The sequence below is a fragment of the Streptomyces sp. NPDC001770 genome, assembly GCF_053596135.1.
Map to the genome: position 1 here is coordinate 116,645 of NZ_JBSFFN010000002.1, position 21,418 is coordinate 138,062.

At 69.9% G+C, this 21,418-nt stretch carries 15 protein-coding genes and 1 tRNA gene; 5 read left to right on the plus strand and 11 right to left on the minus strand.

Annotation, left to right across the window (positions count from 1 at the left end):
* Positions 1-121 precede the first annotated feature (121 nt).
* Both ACWCSV_RS02885 and ACWCSV_RS02890 read left to right on the plus strand, forming a co-directional pair.
* Complete coding sequence (locus ACWCSV_RS02885; RefSeq protein WP_451138064.1) at positions 122-1,549, plus strand: pyridoxal phosphate-dependent decarboxylase family protein; 1,428 nt, start codon at positions 122-124, stop codon at positions 1,547-1,549.
* On the plus strand, positions 1,546-2,961 hold the full coding sequence (locus ACWCSV_RS02890) for a lysine N(6)-hydroxylase/L-ornithine N(5)-oxygenase family protein (RefSeq protein WP_451138065.1): 1,416 nt from the start codon (positions 1,546-1,548) through the stop codon (positions 2,959-2,961). The genes ACWCSV_RS02885 and ACWCSV_RS02890 overlap by 4 nt, the downstream gene beginning before the upstream one ends.
* Positions 2,962-3,187: 226 nt before the next feature.
* Here the strand turns inward: ACWCSV_RS02890 and ACWCSV_RS02895 are convergent, their stop codons facing one another.
* Both ACWCSV_RS02895 and ACWCSV_RS02900 read right to left on the minus strand, forming a co-directional pair.
* Entirely contained in the window at positions 3,188-4,618 is a 1,431-nt protein-coding gene (locus ACWCSV_RS02895) for a COG1470 family protein (RefSeq protein WP_451138066.1), read from the minus strand.
* Between the two features lie 340 nt (positions 4,619-4,958).
* Positions 4,959-6,782: a bifunctional metallophosphatase/5'-nucleotidase gene (locus ACWCSV_RS02900; protein WP_451138067.1), complete on the minus strand. Its 1,824-nt coding sequence runs from the start codon at positions 6,780-6,782 to the stop codon at positions 4,959-4,961.
* A 378-nt stretch (positions 6,783-7,160) separates the two neighbouring features.
* Between ACWCSV_RS02900 and pyk the strand changes: the two genes are divergently transcribed.
* On the plus strand, positions 7,161-8,597 hold the full coding sequence (pyk, locus tag ACWCSV_RS02905) for a pyruvate kinase (RefSeq protein ID WP_451138068.1): 1,437 nt from the start codon (positions 7,161-7,163) through the stop codon (positions 8,595-8,597).
* A gap of 7 nt (positions 8,598-8,604) precedes the next feature.
* Here the strand turns inward: pyk and ACWCSV_RS02910 are convergent, their stop codons facing one another.
* Positions 8,605-9,393, minus strand: coding sequence for a helix-turn-helix domain-containing protein (locus ACWCSV_RS02910; protein WP_451138069.1), 789 nt, complete (start codon positions 9,391-9,393; stop codon positions 8,605-8,607).
* A gap of 85 nt (positions 9,394-9,478) precedes the next feature.
* Positions 9,479-9,561, minus strand: a tRNA-Leu gene (locus tag ACWCSV_RS02915).
* Between the two features lie 96 nt (positions 9,562-9,657).
* On the opposite strand from ACWCSV_RS02915, the gene ACWCSV_RS02920 reads away from it, so the two are divergent.
* A complete protein-coding gene (locus ACWCSV_RS02920; RefSeq protein WP_327175171.1) occupies positions 9,658-10,314 on the plus strand; it encodes an ANTAR domain-containing response regulator in 657 nt (218 codons plus the stop codon).
* A gap of 121 nt (positions 10,315-10,435) precedes the next feature.
* Here the strand turns inward: ACWCSV_RS02920 and ACWCSV_RS02925 are convergent, their stop codons facing one another.
* The 6 genes from ACWCSV_RS02925 to ACWCSV_RS02950 form a co-directional block, all read right to left on the minus strand.
* Entirely contained in the window at positions 10,436-11,152 is a 717-nt protein-coding gene (locus ACWCSV_RS02925) for an ABC transporter ATP-binding protein (protein WP_451138070.1), read from the minus strand.
* The gene (locus tag ACWCSV_RS02930; protein ID WP_451138243.1) at positions 11,149-12,108 is read right to left on the minus strand and encodes an ABC transporter ATP-binding protein; all 960 of its coding nucleotides are present in this window, start codon (positions 12,106-12,108) and stop codon (positions 11,149-11,151) included. Before ACWCSV_RS02930 ends, ACWCSV_RS02925 begins: the two co-directional genes overlap by 4 nt.
* A gap of 5 nt (positions 12,109-12,113) precedes the next feature.
* Entirely contained in the window at positions 12,114-13,910 is a 1,797-nt protein-coding gene (locus ACWCSV_RS02935) for a branched-chain amino acid ABC transporter permease (RefSeq protein ID WP_451138071.1), read from the minus strand.
* A gap of 5 nt (positions 13,911-13,915) precedes the next feature.
* Entirely contained in the window at positions 13,916-14,845 is a 930-nt protein-coding gene (locus tag ACWCSV_RS02940; protein ID WP_451138072.1) for a branched-chain amino acid ABC transporter permease, read from the minus strand.
* A gap of 111 nt (positions 14,846-14,956) precedes the next feature.
* Positions 14,957-16,183 carry a branched-chain amino acid ABC transporter substrate-binding protein gene (locus ACWCSV_RS02945; protein ID WP_451138244.1) on the minus strand — a complete coding sequence of 409 codons (1,227 nt, stop codon included), beginning with the start codon at positions 16,181-16,183 and terminating at the stop codon, positions 14,957-14,959.
* 604 nt (positions 16,184-16,787) lie between these two features.
* Positions 16,788-17,258, minus strand: coding sequence for a PaaI family thioesterase (locus ACWCSV_RS02950; protein WP_451138073.1), 471 nt, complete (start codon positions 17,256-17,258; stop codon positions 16,788-16,790).
* Between the two features lie 199 nt (positions 17,259-17,457).
* On the opposite strand from ACWCSV_RS02950, the gene mptB reads away from it, so the two are divergent.
* Positions 17,458-18,954 (plus strand): polyprenol phosphomannose-dependent alpha 1,6 mannosyltransferase MptB, encoded by a 1,497-nt coding sequence (mptB, locus tag ACWCSV_RS02955; RefSeq protein ID WP_451138074.1) that lies wholly within the window; start codon positions 17,458-17,460, stop codon positions 18,952-18,954.
* A gap of 107 nt (positions 18,955-19,061) precedes the next feature.
* Here the strand turns inward: mptB and ACWCSV_RS02960 are convergent, their stop codons facing one another.
* Positions 19,062-21,335, minus strand: coding sequence for an FdhF/YdeP family oxidoreductase (locus tag ACWCSV_RS02960; RefSeq protein WP_451138075.1), 2,274 nt, complete (start codon positions 21,333-21,335; stop codon positions 19,062-19,064).
* Between the last annotated feature and the right edge of the window lie 83 nt (positions 21,336-21,418).

A 21,418-nucleotide genomic window follows, 5' to 3' on the forward strand; every position in this document is an offset into this window, starting at 1 on the left:
GACACACGCCCATACCCCTCTAGGGTCGGCATCGTTGGACCGGGCGGCCAAGCCACAACCCGAACAGAGAGACGCCCGCACGTCCACCGCCACCACACCAACGAAGGGGCAGCCCACACCCATGTCCTCCACCCCACCCCTCGCCGGCGGCACCGCGGGCCCCGACCACCTCCGCCCCCTCCTCGACACCGTCCTCACCGCCCTCCACGAAGGCGCCACCCGCCGCGCCGGCCCCCTCCCCGCCGGAGGCCCCACCGCCACCACCGCCCGCACCCGCCACGCCATCGGCCCCCTCCTCCCCGACCGGGGCACCGGCGCCCACCACGCCCTGAACACCCTCGTCACCGCCCTCGCCGAAGGCGCCGCGGACCCCGCACACCCCCACTGCGCCGCCCACCTCCACACCCCGCCCCTCGCCCTCGCCGCAGCCGCCGACCTCGCCGCCTCAGCCCTCAACCCCTCCATGGACTCCTGGGACCAGGCACCCGCCGCCACCACCCTCGAAACCGAACTCACCGCCACCCTCGCCCGCGAGATCTACCCCCACCACCCCCACCCCGACGCCGTCATCACCACCGGCGGCACCGAAGCCAACCAACTCGCCCTCCTCCTCGCCCGCGAACGCCACGGCCCCGTACAGACCATCCACGCCACCAACGCCCACCACAGCATCACCCGCGCCGCCTGGCTCCTCGGCCTCCCCACACCCCACGTCGTCCCCGCCCCCACCGGCACCATGGACCTCACCGCCCTCCACCACGCCCTCACCACCACTCCCGGCCCCCACCTCGTCACCGCCACCGCCGGCACCACCGACAGCGGCGCCATCGACCCCCTCACCGCCATCGCCGACCTCTGCGACACCCACGGCGCCGAACTCCACGTCGACGCCGCCTACGGAGGAACCCTCCTCCTCAGCCCCACCCACCGCAACAAAGTCCGCGGCCTCCACCGCGCCCACAGCGTCACCCTCGACCTCCACAAACTCGGCTGGCAGCCCGCCCCCGCCGGCCTGCTCGCCGTCCCCGACCACCACCACCTCGCCCCCCTCCACCACCTCGCCCCCTATCTCAACGCCGACGACGACACCGAAGCCGGCATCCCCGACACCCTCGGCCGGTCCCTACGCACCACCCGACGGCCCGACGCCCTCAAAATCGCCGTCACCCTCCAGGCCCTCGGCCGCGACGGACTCGCCGACCTCATCGACCGCACCCTCGCCGCCGCTCACCACCTCGCCGACCTCATCACCCGCACCCCCGGCCTCGAACTCCACGCACCCCCCACCATCAGCACCGTCCTCTTCCGCCCCACCGACGCCGACGACCGCACCGTCGCCACCCTCCGCCGCACCCTCCTCGACCACGGCCACGCCGTCCTCGGCCGCGCCCACGCCGACGACCGGCTCTGGCTCAAAGCCACCCTCCTCAACCCCCGCACCACCCCCGTCGACCTCGCCGCCCTCCTCGCCCACGTCACCCGCCTCAGCACCGAACTCCACGCCACCCGCCCCAGCACCGAACTCACGGAAGGCTGCACCCACCGATGACCGACCGCACCACCCCGGCCACCGGCCGGCCCCACGACCTCATCGGCATCGGCATCGGCCCCTTCAACCTCTCCCTCGCCGCCCTCGCCCACAACCTCCGCCCACCCCACACCCCCCTGACCACCGCCTTCTACGACCAACGCCCCGACTTCCACTGGCATCCCGGCCTCCTCATCGAAGGCGCCACCCTCCAAGTCCCCTTCCTCGCCGACCTCGTCACCCTCGCCGACCCCACCAGCCCCTGGACCTTCCTCAACTACCTCCGCACCCGCGACCGCCTCTACCCCTTCTACTTCGCCGAGCGCTTCCACATCCAACGCGCCGAATACGACGCCTACTGCCGCTGGGTCACCCACCAACTCCCCGGACTCCACTTCGGCCACCACGTCGAGACCATCCGCTGGAACCCCCAACACGCCCTATTCGAAGTCGACTTCACCCAAATCGCCCCCGACGGCCAGACCGAATCCCCCGGCCGCACCCACACCCGCCACCTCGCCCTCGGCATCGGCACCGCCCCCCACGTCCCCGCCCCCCTCGAACCCCTCGCCGCATCCGACGACGCCCCCGTCATCCACTCCGGCGCCTACCTCGACCACCGCGAAGAACTCCTCAGAGCCGGACACGTCACCGTCATCGGCTCAGGACAGTCCGGCGCCGAGATCTTCCTCGACCTGCTGCGCGCCCGCCCCCACGGCCACGAAAAGCTCCACTGGCTCGCCCGCACCCCCGCGTTCGCCCCGATGGAATACTCCAAACTCGGCCTCGAACACTTCACCCCCGACTACACCCGCTACTTCCACGAACTCCCCGAGCGGACCCGCGACGACCTCGTCACCCGGCAGTGGCAACTCCACAAGGGCATCGACACCGACACCATCGCCGCCATCCACGACGAGCTCTACCGCCGCACCCTCCACGGCGGCTGGCCCGACGCCACCCTCACCCCCGGCGTCGCCGTACGCACCGCCGGCCGCCTCCCCGACAAACGCGTCGAACTGCACCTCGAACACATCGAGCAGGGCACCCGCACCCGCCACACCACCGACGCCGTGGTCCTCGCCACCGGCTACCGCGAACGCCCCCTCGACACCCTCCTCGGCACCCTCGCCCCCCACATCCGCCGCGACACCACCGGCCGCCCCCGGGTCGACCTCCACCACCGCCTCGAACTCGACCCCGCCATCACCGGCAACATCTACGTCCAGAACGCCGAACGCCACACCCACGGAGTCGGCGCACCCGACCTCGGCCTCGCCGCCCACCGCAGCGCCACCATCCTCAACCACCTCACCGGCACCACCCCCTACCCGCTCCCCGACCGCACCGCCTTCACCACCTTCGGCCTCACCCCCCACCCCGCCGTCCCCCCACAGAACCCGCACACCGCCCCGCTGCGCCAGAACACCTGACCCGCCCACACCTGACCGACCCACACCTGACCCACCCACCGGCCCACCACGCGAACGGGCGGCCACCCCGGCCCGGGAGCCGGAGCGACCGCCCCGTACACCTGCGTACGAACAACAACTGGAACCGGCTGCCGCCTCCTCGTCCCCGCCGCTCGCGCACATCCCCCGGCGAGCCTCGGCAGCCGCCCGCCGCCGAGCCCGGAGCAGGCGCACGGCGGGCGGCGGATCACACGTTGAGCCTCACCGCTTCGAACCACTGGGCGTTTTCCTGGGTGCCGGCGTACGTCAGGTCGAGCTTGTCGCCGGGCTGGTCGCATGCCAGGGGAAGCCAGGCGCCGTCGACGTACGCGGTCTGACAGACGGGGCTCTTGGCGTTGTCTACCTGGATGGTGAACCCCCGCATGTAGGGGGCGTCCTTCTCGGTGCTGCCGACGTAGTTGTCGGCTCCGTCCACGGCGTACGACCAGTCATCGGGGAAGTACTGCTCGGTCCCGGTTCCCCTGGGGTTGTAGACGTTGGCGCCGCCGCCCGTGCCGTTGATCCCGGACACCGCGATGTTGACGGAGGTGATCTGCTCGCCCGAACCTTCCGTGCCCGCCGTATCACCGTCGCACTCCGCGTCGGACCAGCCGTGGTCCCTCGCGTAGAGGCGGTAGCAGATGTGCGGTTCGCCCGGTTCCTCCGCGGCCTTCTGCCGGACCGCGGTCGCCGCGGTCCGCTCCTGGGGTTCGGTCTTCTTCTCCTCGGAACCACTGCTTCCGGCCCCGCCTCCGTCCTCGTCCGCCTCCTGCGTCGCGGCGGCGGCCGGGGGCGCCGTGGCGGGCGCGGCGGGCGTGGCCTTCGGCGCTTCGGGGACCGGCGAGGGAAGGGGCGTCAACGTGCCGGCGGCCTCCTGGAGCTTTTCAGTGGTGGCGCTGTTGACCTGGGGCTTGTAGATGAGCCAGGCCATCACGAACGCGATCACCAGCGCGAGGAGAAGGCTCATGAAGGCCATGGGCCAGCGCGGCAGGACACTCCTCTGCACGTACGTGCCCGCCACCTCCAGCGGTGCGGTACCCGACCGCTGCACCGCCAGGACGTACGGCCGGTCCTCCTTGGAGCCGAACCACTTGATCTGCCGCGGCTTCAGCGTCGCCTTCAGGAACGCCGCGCGTCCCGGCTCGATCTGCACGTTGCTCGGACGGATGTCGTACGACAGCTGGTCACCGTTGTCGCTGCCGCGCACCGACGCCGTCAGCTTCGTGTTGCCCAGGTTGTCCACGGCCAGCCCGGGCCGTCCGCGGAAACGGCCCTTCACCGTCGGCGGCACCAGCTCCGCCCGCATCTCCGTGAACGGTGTGACGGTGAGGTTCCCCTCCGGAACCGTGGTGGCCTGCGGATGCTCCGTCGGCGTGACCTTCACCGCGTAAGGATGCGGACCGGCCGCCGCGTCCGGCGTGCGCGGCGGGGAGAACGTCACCTCGACCGTCCCCGTCGTCCCCGGGAACAATCGCAGTGACGGCGGCTCCACGAGAGCCCAGGGGGCGAGTGAGCCCACCACTTCGAAACGGTACTCGTCCACCACGTCACCGGTGTTGCGCAGACGCAACCGCACGGTCGTACTGTCACCCGGGTCCACAGTCGCGGAGGCAGGTTCGAGAGAGGTCCAGAGGTTCACCCATGGACGCTAAACGCGACATCGGTGCCAGGACAGGAAGCCACGGGGCACGATGGGTGCCCGAAGGGGCGAACCCGGTTTCCCCCGCACCGGACGGCGGCCGGTCACACCCGACGCCACGGTCCCGGCCCACGGGAACGGCCTCGGCCGCGCCGAACCGCCGCGCGGGGAAAGGAACGTGCAGCGGGGACGCAGGCCCTGTGCGAGCTCGGCCGCCCAGACCGTGCGCTCGTCCGTCCGCCGCCCTCCGCGATCCGGCCGGTACCAACGACCCCGAAGGGCATCGAACCGGATCGCGAAGGACGACTGGAGTACCAGGGCGTGTTCGGAACAAGCCCTGTCAGAACACCGGCACGCCGTCCCGCGTCAGACGCCAGCCGACCGTGGCGAACTCCGCCGGGTCGACCTCACCCTTCGCCGTCACCCAGGCGATGATCGTGTTCCGGATCTCGTCCGAGTTCGCCCACACCTGCTGCGCGGCCGGAACGTGCGGGAAGTTGCCGCCACCGCTCGCCCGGTAGTTGTTCACCGCCAGCACGAACTTCGCGGCCGGGTCGATCGCCGCACCCCCGAAGGACAGCCCGACGATCCGGGAACCCACCGGCTTCGCGATGTCGATGTCGTACGCCACCCCCGACAGCGCGTCGTAGTTGTAGTCCGGCGTACCGCCCGCGTTCGTCAGCTTCGACGTGTCCACCGCGGCGCCCGCCGCCGTCTGCACGTAGTACTGGGCCGAGAATTCCAGGTAGTCCTTCACCTGAGCGCCCGTGATGACCCGCGCCTCCAGCGTGTTCTCGAACGGGTACAGACCCGCCGCGTCCTTGATCGTGACGTTGCCCGCCGGGATCGAGGCCGTACGCGAGAAGCACGAGGCCTGCGACAGCACCGGCAGCGACGCGAACTCCCCGCCCGCCAGGGCCGCCTTCACCGTCTCCGCCTGGACCTGGTTGATCAGGTCGATGATCGGCTCGTCCTTCCACGGCGCCTCCACCGTGGACATCGCCGACACCGACGTACCGATGACCTGGTTCACATAGGCCACCACCTTCGCGTGCTCGTCCTTCAGGAGCCGCGTGATCTTCTTGTCCTCGGCGGCCGTGTTGGAGTTCAGCACCTGCGCGCCGACCTTCTCCACCGTCCAGCGGCCCTTCTCCCACACCAGGTCGAAGTCGAACAGCGTCAGACGCTGACCCCACTTCGCCGGCTCCGAGAGCACGACCTGCTTGCCCGTCTGCTTGTTCGTCACGAAGTACTCGGGGATGTCCGAGTGCGCGTGACCCACCAGGATCGCGTCGATCCCCGGCACCTGCTCCGCCACCAGACCGGCCGCGTTCTCCACGTACGGAATCTGGTCGCCGTACGACGAGGTGCCCGACGTACCCGAGTGCGCCGAGACGATCACGACGTCCGCACCCATCGAACGGAGCTTCGGCACCCAGTGGGCGGCCTGCTCCTCAAGACCCGGGAACACCATCTTCCCGCTCACGTTCGCCTTGTCCCAGATCGCGATGCCCGGGTTGGTCAGACCCAGCACCGCCACCCGTACGTCCTTGCCGTGCGGCGTCCGCACCTTCTTGATCACGTACGGGGCGAACGCCGGCTTCAGCGTCTTCGCGTCCAGCGCGTTCGCACCGAGCAGCGGGAAGTCGCACTGCTCCTCGAACTTCCGCAGCACCGGAATACCGTAATTGAACTCGTGATTTCCGAGCGCCGCCGCGTCATAACCGATCGCGTTCATCGCCTGCGCCATCGGGTGCACCGGACCGCGCTTCGCGGTGATCGGGTCGATCTTCGCGTAGTAGTACGAAAGCTGGGTGCCCTGGATGGTGTCACCGGCGTCGATCAGCAGCGTGTTGCCACGCCCCCGCTCCTTGCGGATCTGGTCCACCATCGTCGAGATCTTCGCCAGGCCGACGTCGTTGTGCGCGGCGTCGTCGTACTCCTTGTCCGTGAAGTAGTCCCAGTTGAAGACATTGCCGTGCATGTCCGTCGTCCCCATGACGGTGAACGAGTACCGCTTCGCGTGGCTCTCGCCGTGCCCGTGACCCTGTCCGTGGCCCGAAGGCGCGGCCTGGGCCTCTCCCGCGACAAGTCCGCCCGCCAGAGCGGCACCCGCACCCGCGGCTGCCGAACGGCCCAGAAACGTCCTGCGGTTCAACGGCATCTTTCTTGACTCCTCGTTCAATCGGACGACGCGTGCGACCGGCGCCCAGCCGGGCCGTTCCGCGTTCATGACGCGCGTAGATTCTGACGCACCCGGCGTATGCAGAACACCCTGTTCACATTTCGATCTGGTGACCGTCTGCGCACGAACGGCTGTCCCTGACGGAACATCCGGACGATTATCCGGCCTCCGAAGTCCCCCGGAAGTGCCCCGGAACTTCCCGCGCGCCCCCCGGAGCCGTCACCGGCACCCCCGGAAAACGCTCATCGGAGCAGCCCGCCGCGCAATTCGGCACTGTCAACATCCCTTAACCGAAAGGACGTTGGACAGTCATGCGGAGCCAATTGCCTACCCGTAGGTAAGGTCTAGGCTCGAACCATGCGCCGAGCGAAAATCGTCTGCACCCTGGGACCCGCGACCGACTCGTACGACCAGATCAAAGCCCTGGTCGAAGCGGGAATGGACGTCGCACGCTTCAACCTCAGCCACGGCAGCTACGCCGAACACGAACAGCGGTACCACCACGTCCGCAAAGCCTCCGAGGAGACCGGCCGCAGCGTCGGCGTCCTCGCCGACCTCCAAGGCCCGAAGATCCGCCTCGGACACTTCGGCGAAGGCCCTGTACTCCTCGAACGCGGAGACACCTTCACCATCACCGTCGAGCCCCTCGCCGACGGCGACAAGAACATCTGCGGCACCACCTACGACGGCCTCGCCGCCGACGTCACCCCCGGTGAACGCATCCTCGTCGACGACGGCCGCGTCGCACTCCAGGTGACCGCCGTCGACGGCCCCCACGTCCGCACCACCGTCCTCGAAGGCGGCGTCGTCTCCGACCACAAGGGCCTCAACCTCCCCGGCGTCGCCGTCTCCGTCCCCGCCCTCTCCGAGAAGGACATCGACGACCTCCGCTGGGCCCTGCGCATCGGCGCCGACGTCATCGCCCTCTCCTTCGTACGCAGCGGAAAGGACATCGACGACGTCCACCGCATCATGACCGAGGAAGGCCGCCGCCTCCCCGTCATCGCCAAGGTCGAGAAACCGCAGGCCGTCGAGAACATCGACGACATCGTCGCCGCCTTCGACGGCATCATGGTCGCCCGCGGCGACCTCGGCGTCGAAATGCCCCTGGAACAAGTCCCGATCGTCCAGAAACGCGCCGTCAAACTCGCCAAACGCAACGCCAAACCCGTCATCGTCGCCACCCAGATGCTCGACTCGATGATCGACAACTCCCGCCCCACCCGCGCCGAAGCCTCCGACGTCGCCAACGCGATCATCGACGGCACCGACGCGGTGATGCTCTCCGGCGAGACCAGCGTCGGCAAGTACCCCATCGAGACCGTGCGCACCATGTCCCGCATCGTCGAAGCCGCCGAGGAAGACATCCTCGCCAAGGGGCTGCCGCCCCTCACCGACCGCAACAAGCCCCGCACCCAGGGCGGCGCCGTCGCACGCGCCGCCGCCGAAATGGGCGACTTCCTCGGCGCGAAATTCCTCGTCGCCTTCACCCAGAGCGGCGACACCGCCAAACGGCTCTCCCGCTACCGCTCACCCATCCCCCTCCTCGCCTTCACCCCCGACGCCGCCACCCACGCCCAGCTCAACCTCACCTGGGGCGTCGAAACCTTCCTCGGCCCGCACGTCGAATCCACCGACGCCATGGTCGCCCAGGTCGACGAGGAACTCCTGCGCATCGGCCGCTGCGCCAAGGGCGACGTCATCGTGATCACCGCCGGCTCCCCGCCCGGCGTCGCGGGCTCCACCAACCTGGTCCGCGTGCACCACGTGGGCGAGGACGACAGCCCGAAGTAGTCCGCTCTCAGTATTTCGGCCCGACGTGCGCGTCCATGAGCGCGACGGACGCACGTCGGGCGACGGAGACGTTGTACCGCTGCCCCGCCCGGTCGCAGTGCGTCCACTCCACCCCGAGCGCGTCCAGCGTGTCCGTGTAGAGCCGCCGGATGTCGTCCGAGACGTTGGTGAACCAGTACCTCGGATACTCGTACCGCTTCCGCACCCCGCCGACGAGCCGCGTGGTCCAGTTCGTGATGCGGCAACCGTCGGAGTGGACCAGCCCGCGCACCAGCTCCCAGGGGTGCGCGGCGACGATCTCCCGCTGCCAGGGATCGAGGGTGATGCGGCGCTCGTGCTTTTTGCCGGGGGCGTGCTGGGGGAAGAGGCAGGGCAGGTGCTTGGAGTAGACCTTGATGTTGTGGCACCCGGTCTTCCGGACCCGGCAGGTGGCGTTCTCGGGAAACACCCTGCGCATCGCGGCCTCGGCCGCGTCCTGCAGGCCGGGCCAGGCGTCGTCGAGGGTGACGATGAGGCTGGTCACGCGGTGCGAGGGGGCCTGGCTGATGTGCCCGTCGCCCAGGTACAGGCCCAGGAGATAGGCGTACGCGACGGTGTCGAGCGGCGTGCCGTCGCACCGGTGGCACCTCGGGTCGTGTCGTCCCGGGCACTCGCCACGCCGGGCGCGGTCCGTGTGCTTCCAGTAGCTGATCGTGCCGGCCGGGACGTCGAGCTCCCTGGCGACGTCGGCGTTCCTGGCGCCACCCCGGAGCAGGGTGATTGCGGCGCGCCGGATCTCTGAACTGTGCACATTCATCCCACCACGATCAGTCGCAGTGGCTGCCGCCGGACATGAAACAGCGGATGTTCACGAGAAGGTGAACATCCGCTTGCGGACTGTGTGCCGAGTGCGGGATTCGAACCCGCAAGCCCTTTCGGGCAGATGTGTTTGAGACATCCGTGTATGCCATTCCACCAACCCGGCCAGGGTTACTGCCGAGGAGTGTACCGGGTGACCGGCCTCGCGCGCTGCTAGGTAGGCTCTTGGGAGCAGTACCCCTGTCCTTAACGAGGAGCCCCCGTGACCACGCCCGAGTCGCCCGAGCCCGCAGACGCCGTCGACGACGACAAGTCGCACGTTCCGCCGCTGACGACCCGCGTCGTCATCGCCGAGGACGAAGCGCTCATCCGCCTGGACCTCAAGGAAATGCTGGAGGAAGAGGGGTACGCGGTCGTCGGCGAGGCAGGAGACGGCCAGCAGGCCGTCGAGCTGGCCCGCGAGCACAAGCCCGACCTGGTCATCCTCGACGTCAAGATGCCGGTGCTCGACGGGATCTCCGCGGCCGAGAAGATCGCCGAGGAGTCCATCGCGCCGGTCCTCATGCTCACCGCGTTCTCCCAGCGCGACCTGGTGGAGCGGGCCCGCGACGCCGGGGCGATGGCTTACCTCGTGAAGCCGTTCAGCAAGAGCGACGTCGTCCCCGCGATCGAGATGGCGGTGTCCCGCTTCGCCGAACTGCGGGCGCTGGAGAACGAGGTCGCGGACCTGGCGCAGCGGCTGGAGACGCGGAAGCTGGTCGACCGGGCGAAGAGCATCCTGCAGACCGACTACGGCCTCTCGGAGCCGGCCGCGTTCCGCTGGATCCAGAAGACCTCGATGGACCGGCGGCTCTCCATGCAGCAGCTGGCCGAGGCGCTGATCGCGGATGCCGAGGAGAAGAAGAAGACGGCCGAGTAGCGGCTCGCCCGTCTCCGTTCCTTACGTCTCCGTACGCACGCTTTCCGTACGCCCCGCAGGGCCCGCACTCCGATCGCTCGGGGTGCGGGCCCTGCGGCGTACGTGCGCGGGTCTGCGCGGGTCAGTCCTCGCCGAGGTAGGCCTTGCGGACCGACTCGTCGTGCAGGAGGTCTGCTCCTGTGCCGGAGAGGACGATTCTGCCGATCTCCATGACGTGGCCCTGGTCCGCGAGGGAGAGGGCGGCCTGGGCGTTCTGCTCGACCAGGAGGATCGTCGTGCCGGAGGCCCGGAGTTCGACGATGGTCTCCATGATCTTCTGCATCATGATCGGGGAGAGGCCCATGGAGGGCTCGTCGAGCATGAGGAGCTTGGGCCGGGACATCAGGGCGCGTCCCATGGCGAGCATCTGCTGCTCGCCGCCGGAGAGGGTTCCGGCGGACTGTTTGCGGCGTTCCCCGAGGATGGGGAAGAGGTCGTAGGCGCGCTGGACGTCCTGTTCGATGCCTGCCTTGTCGCTGCGCAGATAGGCGCCGAGGAGGAGGTTCTCGGCGATCGTCAGCCGGGGGAAGATGTGGCGTCCCTCGGGGGAGTGGGCGAGGCCCAGGGCGACGATCTTGTGGGCGGGGACGTCGGCGAGGGGTTTGCCGTCGAAGAGGATGCGTCCGCCGGCCGGTTTGAGGAGCCCGGAGAGGGTGCGCAGGGTCGTGGTCTTTCCGGCGCCGTTGGTGCCGATGAGGGTGACGACCTGGCCGGCTTCGACGCTGAAGGAGATGCCCTTGACGGCCTCGATCTTGCCGTAGGCGACGCGGAGGTCCTCGACTTCCAGGAGCGCGGTCATGAGGTTTCCTCCTCGGCGGTGGTGCTCTCCGCGGCTGTGCTCGCCGCGGTCGTGCTGGTTGCGGTCGTGCGGTCCGCGGCCGTGCCGTGGCCGGCTCCGGCCTCGGCGGCTTCGACCTCGGCGACCTCGTCGGCGCCGGGGGCTCCTTCGAAGGGGGTGCCGAGGTAGGCGGCGATGACGCGTTCGTCGCTCTGGACGGTGCTGGCGGTGCCTTCGACGAGTTTCTCGCCCTGGACGAGGCAGGCGACGCGGTCGCAGAGGTTGAAGATGAAGCGCATGTCGTGCTCGATGACGAGTACGGCGATGCCCTGGTCGCGGATGGCGAAGATGAGCTCTTCGGTGACGCGGGTTTCCTGCGGGTTCATGCCGGCGGTGGGCTCGTCGAGGAGGAGGAGTCCGGGGTCGCTGGCGAGGGCGCGCGCGATTTCCAGCTTGCGCTGTTCTCCGTAGGGGAGGTTGCGTGCGAGGTGGTCGGCCTTGTGGGCGAGGCCGATGAACTCCAGGAGTTCCATGGCGCGTTCGCGGCTGGCCTTCTCGGCGCGGGTGTGGCTGGGGAGGCGCAGCAGGGCGGACCAGAGTCCGTCGGCGGTGCGGGTGTGGCGGCCGACGAGGACGTTTTCCAGGACGGTCATGTTGGCGAAGAGCCGGATGTTCTGGAAGGTGCGGGCGATGCCTGCCTGGGTGACGAGGTGGGGTTTGGGCGGCAGGACGGTGCCCTTGTAGCTGACCTTGCCCTCGGTGGGGACGTAGAGGCCGGTGAGGCAGTTGAAGAAGGTGGTCTTTCCGGCGCCGTTGGGGCCGATGAGGCCGACGATCTCGCCGCTGTCGACGGTGAGGGAGACGTCGCGTACGGCGGTGAGGCCGCCGAAGCGCATGGTCACGCCGGTGGCGTCGAGGACGGTGGTGCCGGTGGTGGGGGCGCCGGGGTTTTCGGTGGTGTTCGTGGTGGTGGTCATGGTGGTCACGCCCCCGCCTTGGCGATGCCGGCGCCGGTGTTCTCGGGCTGCCGTGGTTCGGGTACGTCGGGCTGGTCGGCCGGATCGTTCTCGTCGGCTTCGTGGAATTCGAGTTGCTTGCGCCGGTCGGCGATGAGGCCTTCGGGGCGGAAGCGCATCAGCAGGATGAGTGCGATGCCGAAGAGGAGCAGCTGGTAGTCCTGCATGAACTGGAGTTTGGCCGGGATGAGGTAGAGGAGTGCGGCGCCGACGAAGGGTCCGCTGAGGGTGCCCATGCCGCCGAGGATGACTGCGGCGAGGAGGAAGGCGGAGTTCGGGGGGACGGAGCCGGCGAACTGGTACTGCTCGGGCGTCACGGTGTAGTTGACGTGTGCCTGTACGGTCCCGGCGAGGCCGGCGAGGGTGGCGCCGAGGGCGAAGGCGAGCAGCTTGAGCCGGAAGGCGTTGATGCCCATGGCGGTGGCGGCGGTTTCGTCTTCGCGGATGGCGACCCAGGCGCGGCCGATGCGGGAGTCGCCGGAGCGGCGGAAGACGAGGATGACGACGGCGGTGACGACGAGCATCAGCAGGTAGTAGTTGGCGGGCCTGCTGAGGCTGAAGGGGCCGATGTCGTGGGTGTTTCCGAACTCGAATCCGAAGAGGTCGAGGTCGGGGATGGAGGGGATGCCCTGGGAGCCGTTGGTGAGGTCGGGTCCGCTGTTGCCGTTGAGGTTGTTGACGGTGACGCGGAAGATCTCGCCGAAGCCGAGGGTGACGATGGCGAGGTAGTCGCCGCGCAGCCGCAGGGTGGGGGCGCCGATGAGGACGCCGAAGATCAGGGAGACGACGGCTCCGGTGAGGACGGCTGCCCAGAAGGGGAACTGGATGCCGATCGCGGAGGCGGTGGCGCCGGAGACGAGGGCGGAGGTGTAGGCGCCGACGCCGAGGAAGGCGACGTAGCCGAGGTCGAGGAGGCCGGCGAGGCCGACGACGACGTTGAGGCCGAGGGCGACGGTGGCGAAGATGAGGATGTTGGTGCCGATGAGGGCGTATTCGCCGGTGGTCTGGGTGAAGGGGAAGCAGAAGGCGGCGACGAGGGCCGCGGTGAGGGTGACGTTGCGGTGTTTGGCCGTCAGCGCGGAGATGCGGGCGATGAGGCCGGCCCGGTGCAGGGCGGTGAAGCCGAAGGCGGCGGTGAGCAGGAACCCGATGAAGAGTTCGGTGTACTCGGTGTCGATGCCGTAGGAGAAGACGTAGAGGGCGGCGCCGAAGGATGCGGCGATGATGAGGATTTCGGCCCAGGAGGGGAGTTCGCGGGCGCGGCCGGGGGCCGGGGCGGTGAGGCTGTTGCGGAACACCGCGGGGCCGCCGGGGTTGTCGCCGGTGAGGGCCTGGTCGGCGGGGAGGCCGAAGGCGGCGAGTGCGGCGATCAGGGCGCCGGCGAGGGCGATCCAGGCTCCGGGCTCGAGGTTGACGATGCCGCCGAGGTCGACGGTGATGGCGCCTGCGGCGTAGCCGGTGGTGGCGAGGATGCCGAGTGCGGCGAAGCGCACGGAGGCGTTGGTGCCGCCGGGGGTGAGCCAGCCGAGTCCTCGGATGCCGTATCCGGAGAGGGCGAGGAGGAGGGTGATGAGGGAGCCGACGAGGGTGAGGACCTGGAGGCCGCCGGGGTAGCCGGTGACGGTGAGGTCGCCTGGGAATTCGTCGGTCCAGGTCCAGGCGAGGAAGGTGCCCGCCAGGGTGACGGCCGCGCCTGCGGTGGTGAGGGCGCGGGCGGTGGCGGGGGGGAGGCCGAGGGGCGCGCGGGTGGTGTGGGTGGTCATCCGTATCACGCCCGATCCGCGACGCGTTCGCCGAGCAGCCCTTGTGGCCGCAGCAGCAGGACGACGATGAGGAGCACGAAGGCCCATACGTCCTTCCAGGCGCCGCCGCCGAAGAGGTCCATGCCGGGGACGTCGCTCATGTAGCCGGTGGCGAGTGCTTCGGCGAGGCCGAGGACGACGCCGCCGAGCATGGCGCCGTAGATGTTGCCGATGCCGCCGAGTACGGCGGCGGTGAAGGCCTTGAGGCCCATGATGAAGCCCATTTTGAAGCCGATCTGGCCGTTCTTGAGCCCGTAGGCGACGGCGGCGACGGCGGCGAACGCGGCACCGATGGCGAAGGCCATGACGATGATGCGGTCGGTGTTGATGCCCATGAGCTTGGCGGTGTCGGGGTCCTGCGAGGTGGCCTGCATGCCGCGGCCGGCGCGGGTCTTGGAGACGAAGAGGCCGAGGGCGAGCATGCAGACGGGTGCGGCGATGAGGACGAAGAGGTCGCCGCGCTGGATGTGGGTGCCGAGGAGGTCGAAGGCGCCGCCCTTGAACTGGGGGAAGGAGCGGTCGGCGGTGGCGTCGGGGTACCACTTCCAGACGGCCTGCTGGAGGGCGAGGGAGAGGCCGATGGCGGTGATGAGCGGGGCGAGGCGGGGTGCGTTGCGCAGGGGCCGGTACGCGAAGCGTTCGGCGGCGACGCTGACGGCGACGGAGCAGATCACGCCGCCGACGATCATGAGGGGGACGATGGCGAGGAGGTTCCACCCGGAGGGCATCCAGAGGTACACGGTGAGTGCCCCGAAGCCTCCGATCATGAAGATTTCGCCATGTGCGAAGTTGATGAGCTGGATGATTCCGTAGACCATCGTGTAACCGATCGCGATGAGTCCGTACATCGCGCCGAGGATGAGTCCGTTGGCCAGCTGCTGCGGCAGTTCATGCACCGCTGGGCCTCCGTTGGAGTGGTTCGGATATGACACCGCGCGGGAGCAATGGTGGCGCTCCCGCGCGGTTGGTTCAGCCTGGTGGCGGCCTGAAGTGGGGCGTGGTGACGCCTACTTGGTGACGGCCTCGCTGAGCTTGGAGACCCACTTGCCGCCGTCGACCTGGTAGGCGGTCATCATGGTGTTGGTGGTGTCGCCGTACTGGTCGAAGGCGACGGGGCCGGTGACGCCGTCGAACTGGACCTTGGCCATGGCGGCGAGGACCTTCTCGCGGCTGTCGGCGGGGAGCTTGCCGTCGTTCTCGGCGGCGACGATCTTGACGGCCTCGATGATGGACCAGGTGGCGTCGTAGGTGCCGCCGCCGTACGCCTCGTAGGCGTCCTTGTAGCCGGCCGCCGAGTAGTCCGCGATGAACTTCTTGGCGGAGTCGAGCTCTTCGACGGGCTTGCCGACCGAGGTGGCGATGTCGCCCTGGGCCTTCTTGTTGAGGCTGATGAAGTCGGCGCTGTACATGCCGTCGCCGCCCATGAGCGGGATGTTGACGCTGTCCTTGAGCTGCTGGCTCAGGGGAGCGCCGGCGGGGTACTCACCGCCGTAGTAGACGGCCTTGGCGCCGGAGCTCTTCACCTTGGTGACGACGGAGTTGAAGTCGCGGTCGTCGGGGTTGACGTGGTCGCTGCCGACGATCTTTCCACCGAGGCCGGTGAAGGTCGTCTTGAAGGAGGCGGCGAGGCCGGCGCCGTACGTCTTCTGGTCGTCGATCAGGTAGACGTTCTTGATGCCCGCGTTCTTGAACAGGTAGTTCGCGGCGAAGGCGCCCTGGATGGCGTCGGTGGTGGCGGTGCGGAAGTACGTCTTGAACGGGCGCTTCTTGGCGGCGTCCCCGTCCTTCCAGTTGTCGCCCTGGGTCAGCTCGGTGCCGGTGTTGGCGGGCGAGACCTGGGTGAGGCTGGCGTCCTCGAAGGGCTTCTGCATCGACTGGGCGACGCTGGAGTTCAGCGGGCCGACGACGCCGACGAGGTCCTTGTTGCCGATGAACTTCTGGGCGTTCTGGCCGCCGACGGAGGGCTGGGCCTGGTCGTCGAGGGGCTGGAGCTCGAACGTGATGCCCGGGACCGTCTTCTCCTTGTTCGCCGTCTTGACGGCGAGGTCGGCGGAGTTCTTGATGCCGAGTCCGAGGGCGGAGAGGTCGCCGCTCAGGGGGGCGTCGAGGCCGATGACGACGGTCTGGTTATCCCCGCTGCCGCTCGCGCCGTCGCTGCCGCCCTTGTCGTCGCGCGACCCGCAGGCGGTGAGGGTGAGTGCTCCGGTGGTGAGCACTGCGGTGAGTATGAGCAATGAACGGTGTCGCACGAAAAGTCCTTTCCCTGGCGCGGCCTCCTCCGTTGAGGTGCCTGTCGTCCGCCAAGCCGTACGTGATGGGTACAAGGCGTGCTGCTGTCGCGCCCGGCGGCGCGGTGACTGGCGGTGACTCTAGGCGCAGGCGGTGGGATCGTGGACGGGTGTGGGCAACTATGTGACTGTCTTGTTATGACTTGAGGAAAGCTTGAGGTGGTGCCGGGACCTGGGCTGATTCGGCCTCTGCGGATTCCTCTCGCATGGTGAGAACGCCCAGCTCTGCTAAGGGGCTTGGGGCGATCTTGGTGCTGACGGGCGGGTTCGCCCGGGGTGGCTGGAGGAGGGGGTCGGGGGGTGCGGGGGGAGGTGCGGGGCGGGAGCCGTGTTCATTGCGCGCCTGTTACGCAGTGTTACGTCAGGCGGTTCGCTGTCCCGTCGCCGTCCCGGTGTGGCGTGAAGTGGTGCATTGAACCCCGTGTCATGGCGGGGTAGTTGGCTGAAATTCATGGTCAACTCACGTTACGTGTAGTACGCATGAAGATGCCCGGCCGGTGATTCGGGCCCGGCCGGGCAGGGGGGAGCGGGGGTGCTGGGGCGTGGGTGGTCAGCCCTCGGCGGGCACCTCGCGCAGCAGGCAGGTGAGGCGGGCGGTGCAGACGCGCTTGCCGTGGTCGTCGGTGATGACGATCTCGTAGGTGGCGGTGGAGCGACCGCGGTGCACGGGGGTGGCGACACCGGTCACCAGTCCGCTGCGGGCCCCGCGGTGGTGGGTGCAGTTGAGGTCGACCCCGACCGCGAGCTTTCCGGCGCCGCCGTGGAGCATGGAGCCGACGGAGCCGAGCGTCTCGGCGAGCACCGCGGACGCCCCGCCGTGCAGGAGGCCGTAGGGCTGGGTGTTGCCCTCGACCGGCATGGTGCCGACGACGCGCTCGGCGGACGCCTCCGTGATCCGCACGCCCATCCGCTCGCCGAGGTGCCCGGCGGAGAAGAGGGCGGGCAGATCGATGCCGAGAGAGGCGTACTCGTCGATGACCTCCTGCGGGAACACGGGTGCGGATGCGCTCTGGTCGCCCATGGGTTCGGCTCCGTTCGTCCGGTGGTGACTTCGCTGTGCGCTCCGTTCTTACCAGAGACCACTGAGCGGATGCTTAGGTGGTGTCCGGCGGATCGGGGCAGGGCGGGACGCGGCGTCCGCCCCGGGCTCATTGCCGGGCGTTCCCGGTCGGCCATACGGGGGAGGGGGACCGTTCACCGCGGTTCGGTAGGTTGGTCCGATGCGGGGACTGGGTGTCGTGGGATGTCGTCGGCTGGGACTGGCCGGTTCGCTGGGGGTGGGTGCGGGCGGCTGGGCCGCCGGAAGTCTGCCGGTGCACGACCCCTGGGGCTGGTGGACGGAGCGCGGCCCCGCCGTGACCACCGCCGGGTCCGTCCTCGCGTACGCCGGGCTCACCGCGCTCGTCGTCGCCTGGTGGGCGTACGGCCGCGCCGGCGCCTGCGCGCGGCACAGGCTGGTGACGCTCGCCTGGTGGGCGGCGCCGTTGCTGCTGGCGCCGCCCCTGTACAGCGCGGACGTGTACAGCTACGTCGCGCAGGGCGCGATGGTCGTCGAGGGCCACGACGTCTACAGCCAGGGCCCCTCGGTCCTCGACCCGGCCGGTTTCGCGGGCGACGCGGCGGCGAGCGTGGGCGGGCACTGGGTCGGCACCCCCGCCCCGTACGGCCCCTTCTTCCTGCTGCTGGCGCGGGGTGCGGCGGCGCTCACCGGCGGCACCCTGGTCCCCGCGGTCCTGGCACTGCGGCTGGTCGCGGTGGCGGCGCTGCTGCTGATCGTGTGGGCCGTGCGGCGGATGGCGCGCGAGTACGGGGCCGACGAGAGCGGGGCGCTGTGGCTCGCGGCACTCAACCCCCTGCTCCTGATCCACGTGGTGGGCGGGGTCCACAACGACGGTCTGATGGCCGGGCTCGCGCTCGCGGGCGCGGTGTGCGCGCTGCGCGGCCGCTGGGTCCTCGGAGCCGCCCTGATCGGGCTGGCGATGATGGTCAAGTCCCCCGCCGGACTGGCTCTGGTGTTCGTCGGCGTGGTGGTGGGGAGATCCTCCGCGGGGTCGCCCGCGCAACGGATCGCGCGGGGAGTGTTCGGGCCGGGGCTGGTCGCCGCCGCGACGGTGCTCCTGGTCTCCGTGGTGAGCGGCACCGGCTTCGGCTGGCTCCACACGCAGGGCGTCGCGGCGGCCATCCACACCTGGCTCTCCCTCTCCAGCGACCTGGGGGCCGGCCTCGGCGCCCTCGCCCACCTGGCGGCGGGGGCGGACGGCGACACGGTGAAGTCGGCCGTGCGGCTCCTCGGACTCGCCGCGGCGGGAGCCCTGATCGCGCGCCTCGGGTGGCGCGCGGCGACCGGCCGCCTGGACCCCGTGCTGGCGCTGGGCCTGGCGCTGACGGCGCTGGTGGTGCTCTCACCGATGGTGCAGCCGTGGTACGTCCTGTGGGGCGTGCCGTTCGTCGCCGTACGGGCCTGCCGCGGCCCGGCCGGCCGCCGGCTCGCGGTGCTATCGGCGGCACTGGTGTACGAGACGCACCCTTCGGGCTCGACCCCCGGCATCGGCTTCGCGGTGGCGGGGGCGGTCGCGGTGGCGGGGCTGTACCTGCTGCGCCGGGAGGCCGCGGCGGACCGGACGGGGAGCGAGGGCGACGGCGGGACCGGAGTGCCGGGTCCCCGCCGCGCCGGCAGCGTGCGCGACGGGGTTCGTACGGGAGCCGCCCCGGCCTGAGCCGCCCCGGTCCGGGCCGCGTGCGGGTCCGCGGTCCGGGACGCGCGGGTCGTGCGTACGGGGCGGCTCCGCCCGCTCCGGCGTGCGGAGCCGCCCGTGCGGCCGGGTCAGCCGGCGGGCTCGAAACGGACCACGACCGACTTGCTGACGGGCGTGTTGCTGGTGTCGGCGGTCGAGTCGAGCGGCACCAGGACGTTCGTCTCGGGGTAGTAGGCGGCGGCGCAGCCCCGTGCTGTGGGGTAGTGGACGACGCGAAAGCCGGGGGCGCGGCGTTCGGTGCCGTCCTTCCATTCGCTGACGAGATCGGTGTACGCGCCGTCGGCGAGGCCGAGTTCGCGGGCGTCGTCGGGGTTGACGAGGACGACGCGGCGGCCGTCCTTGATGCCGCGGTAGCGGTCGTCGAGTCCGTAGATCGTGGTGTTGTACTGGTCGTGGGAGCGCAGGGTCTGCAACAGCAGCCTGCCTTCCGGGAGTTCGGGGTACTCCACGGGGGCGGCGGTGAAGTTGGCCTTGCCGGTGGCGGTCGGGAAGCGGCGGGCGTCGCGCGGGCCGTGGGGGAGGGTGAATCCGCCGGGGCGGGCGACGCGGGCGTTGAAGTCCTCGAAGCCGGGCACCACACGGGAGATGCGGTCGCGGATCGTGCCGTAGTCCTTCTCGAAGTCCTCCCAGGGGGTCTTCGAACCGGGGCCGAGGACGGCGCGTGCCATGCGGGCCACGATGGCGGGTTCGGAGAGCAGGTGCGGGCTCGCGGGGGTCAGGTTGCCGCGGGAGGCGTGCACCATGCTCATGGAGTCCTCGACGGTGACGAACTGCTTGCCGCCGGCCTGGACGTCCTTGTCGGTGCGGCCGAGGGTCGGCAGGATCAGGGCGCGGCTGCCGGTGACGGCGTGCGAGCGGTTGAGCTTGGTCGACACGTGCACGGTGAGGCGGGCGCGGCGCATCGCCGCCTCGGTCACGTCGGTGTCGGGGGTGGCGGCGACGAAGTTGCCGCCCATCGCGAAGAAGACCTTGGCGTCGCCGTCGCGCAGGGCGCGGATGGCGCGGACCACGTCGTACCCGTGGTGGCGCGGCGACGTGATCCCGAACTCCCGGTCGAGGGCGTCGAGGAAGGCCGGTGCGGGGCGCTCGTAGATGCCCATGGTGCGGTCGCCCTGGACGTTGGAGTGGCCGCGCACCGGGCAGACTCCTGCGCCCGGCCGGCCTATGTTGCCGCGCAGCAGGAGGAAGTTGACGACCTCGCGGATGGTGGGCACGGAGTGCTTGTGCTGGGTGAGGCCCATCGCCCAGCAGACGATGGTGCGTTCCGAGGCGAGGACCAGGCGGAGGGCCTTCTCGATGTCGGCGCGGCTGAGTCCGGTGGCGGTGAGGGTGTCGTCCCAGTCGGCTTCCCGGGCGGCACGGGCGAACTCCTCGTACCCGTGGGTGTGTTCGTCGACGAACGCGGTGTCGACGGCGCCCTCGGTCTGAACGATCAGCTTGTTGAGGAGGCGGAAGAGGGCCTGGTCGCCGCCGAGACGGATCTGGAGGAAGAGGTCGGTGAGGGCGGTGCCCTTGAACATGCCCTGCGGGGTCTGCGGGTTCTTGAAGCGTTCCAGGCCGGCCTCGGGCAGCGGGTTGACCGAGATGATCTTCGCTCCGGCGTGCTTGGCCTTCTCCAGGGCGGAGAGCATGCGCGGGTGGTTGGTACCGGGGTTCTGCCCGGCGACGATGATCAGATCGGCCTGGTGGAGGTCCTCCAGGGAGACACTCCCCTTGCCTATGCCGATGGTCTCCACGAGCGCCGAGCCGGACGACTCGTGGCACATGTTGGAGCAGTCCGGCAGGTTGTTGGTGCCGTACTCGCGGGCGAAGAGCTGGAGGAGGAACGCGGCCTCGTTGCTGGTGCGGCCGGAGGTGTAGAAGAGCGCCTCGTCGGGGGAGCCGAGCCCGCGGAGTTCTTCGGCAATGATTGCGAAAGCGTCGTCCCAGCCGATCGCCTCGTAGGTGTCCGCGCCCTCGGGGAGGTACATCGGCTGCGTGATCCGGCCCTGCTGGCCGAGCCAGTACCCGCTGCGTCCCACGAGGTCGGAGACCGGGTGCGCGGCGAAGAACTCCGGGGTGACCCGGCGCAGCGTCGCCTCCTCGGCGACGGCCTTGGCGCCGTTCTCGCAGAACTCCGCGGTGTGGCGTTTGTCGCCCTCCGGCCAGGCGCAGCCGGGGCAGTCGAAGCCGTTCTTCTGGTTGACCTTGAGGAGGGTCCGCGCGGTGCGGCCCAGCCCCATCTGCTGCTGGGCCATGAGCAGCGAGTGGGCGACCGCGGGCAGCCCGGCGGCGGAATGCTGGGCCTCCTGGACCTGCGGGGCGTCCTGGACCGGGTCTCCGGTCGGGGGCTTCGTGGCCATGGTTGCTCCCCTTCGAGCGCGTGGGTTCCTCTCGTTCGATCCTGTCATGGCCGTTGAGGGGCGCATCCGGAAGGAGAAGGGCG

Excerpts from the sequence above, each read along its gene's own strand:
- ACWCSV_RS02960 (WP_451138075.1), bottom strand. The coding sequence starts at position 21,335 with ATGGCCACGAAGCCCCCGACCGGAGACCCGGTCCAGGACGCCCCGCAG.
- pyk (WP_451138068.1), top strand. The coding sequence starts at position 7,161 with ATGCGCCGAGCGAAAATCGTCTGCACCCTGGGACCCGCGACCGACTCG.
- ACWCSV_RS02950 (WP_451138073.1), bottom strand. The coding sequence starts at position 17,258 with ATGGGCGACCAGAGCGCATCCGCACCCGTGTTCCCGCAGGAGGTCATC.
- ACWCSV_RS02925 (WP_451138070.1), bottom strand. The coding sequence starts at position 11,152 with ATGACCGCGCTCCTGGAAGTCGAGGACCTCCGCGTCGCCTACGGCAAG.
- ACWCSV_RS02910 (WP_451138069.1), bottom strand. The coding sequence starts at position 9,393 with ATGAATGTGCACAGTTCAGAGATCCGGCGCGCCGCAATCACCCTGCTC.
- ACWCSV_RS02900 (WP_451138067.1), bottom strand. The coding sequence starts at position 6,782 with ATGCCGTTGAACCGCAGGACGTTTCTGGGCCGTTCGGCAGCCGCGGGT.
- ACWCSV_RS02890 (WP_451138065.1), top strand. The coding sequence starts at position 1,546 with ATGACCGACCGCACCACCCCGGCCACCGGCCGGCCCCACGACCTCATC.
- mptB (WP_451138074.1), top strand. The coding sequence starts at position 17,458 with ATGCGGGGACTGGGTGTCGTGGGATGTCGTCGGCTGGGACTGGCCGGT.
- ACWCSV_RS02885 (WP_451138064.1), top strand. The coding sequence starts at position 122 with ATGTCCTCCACCCCACCCCTCGCCGGCGGCACCGCGGGCCCCGACCAC.
- ACWCSV_RS02935 (WP_451138071.1), bottom strand. The coding sequence starts at position 13,910 with ATGACCACCCACACCACCCGCGCGCCCCTCGGCCTCCCCCCCGCCACC.
- ACWCSV_RS02930 (WP_451138243.1), bottom strand. The coding sequence starts at position 12,108 with ATGACCACCACCACGAACACCACCGAAAACCCCGGCGCCCCCACCACC.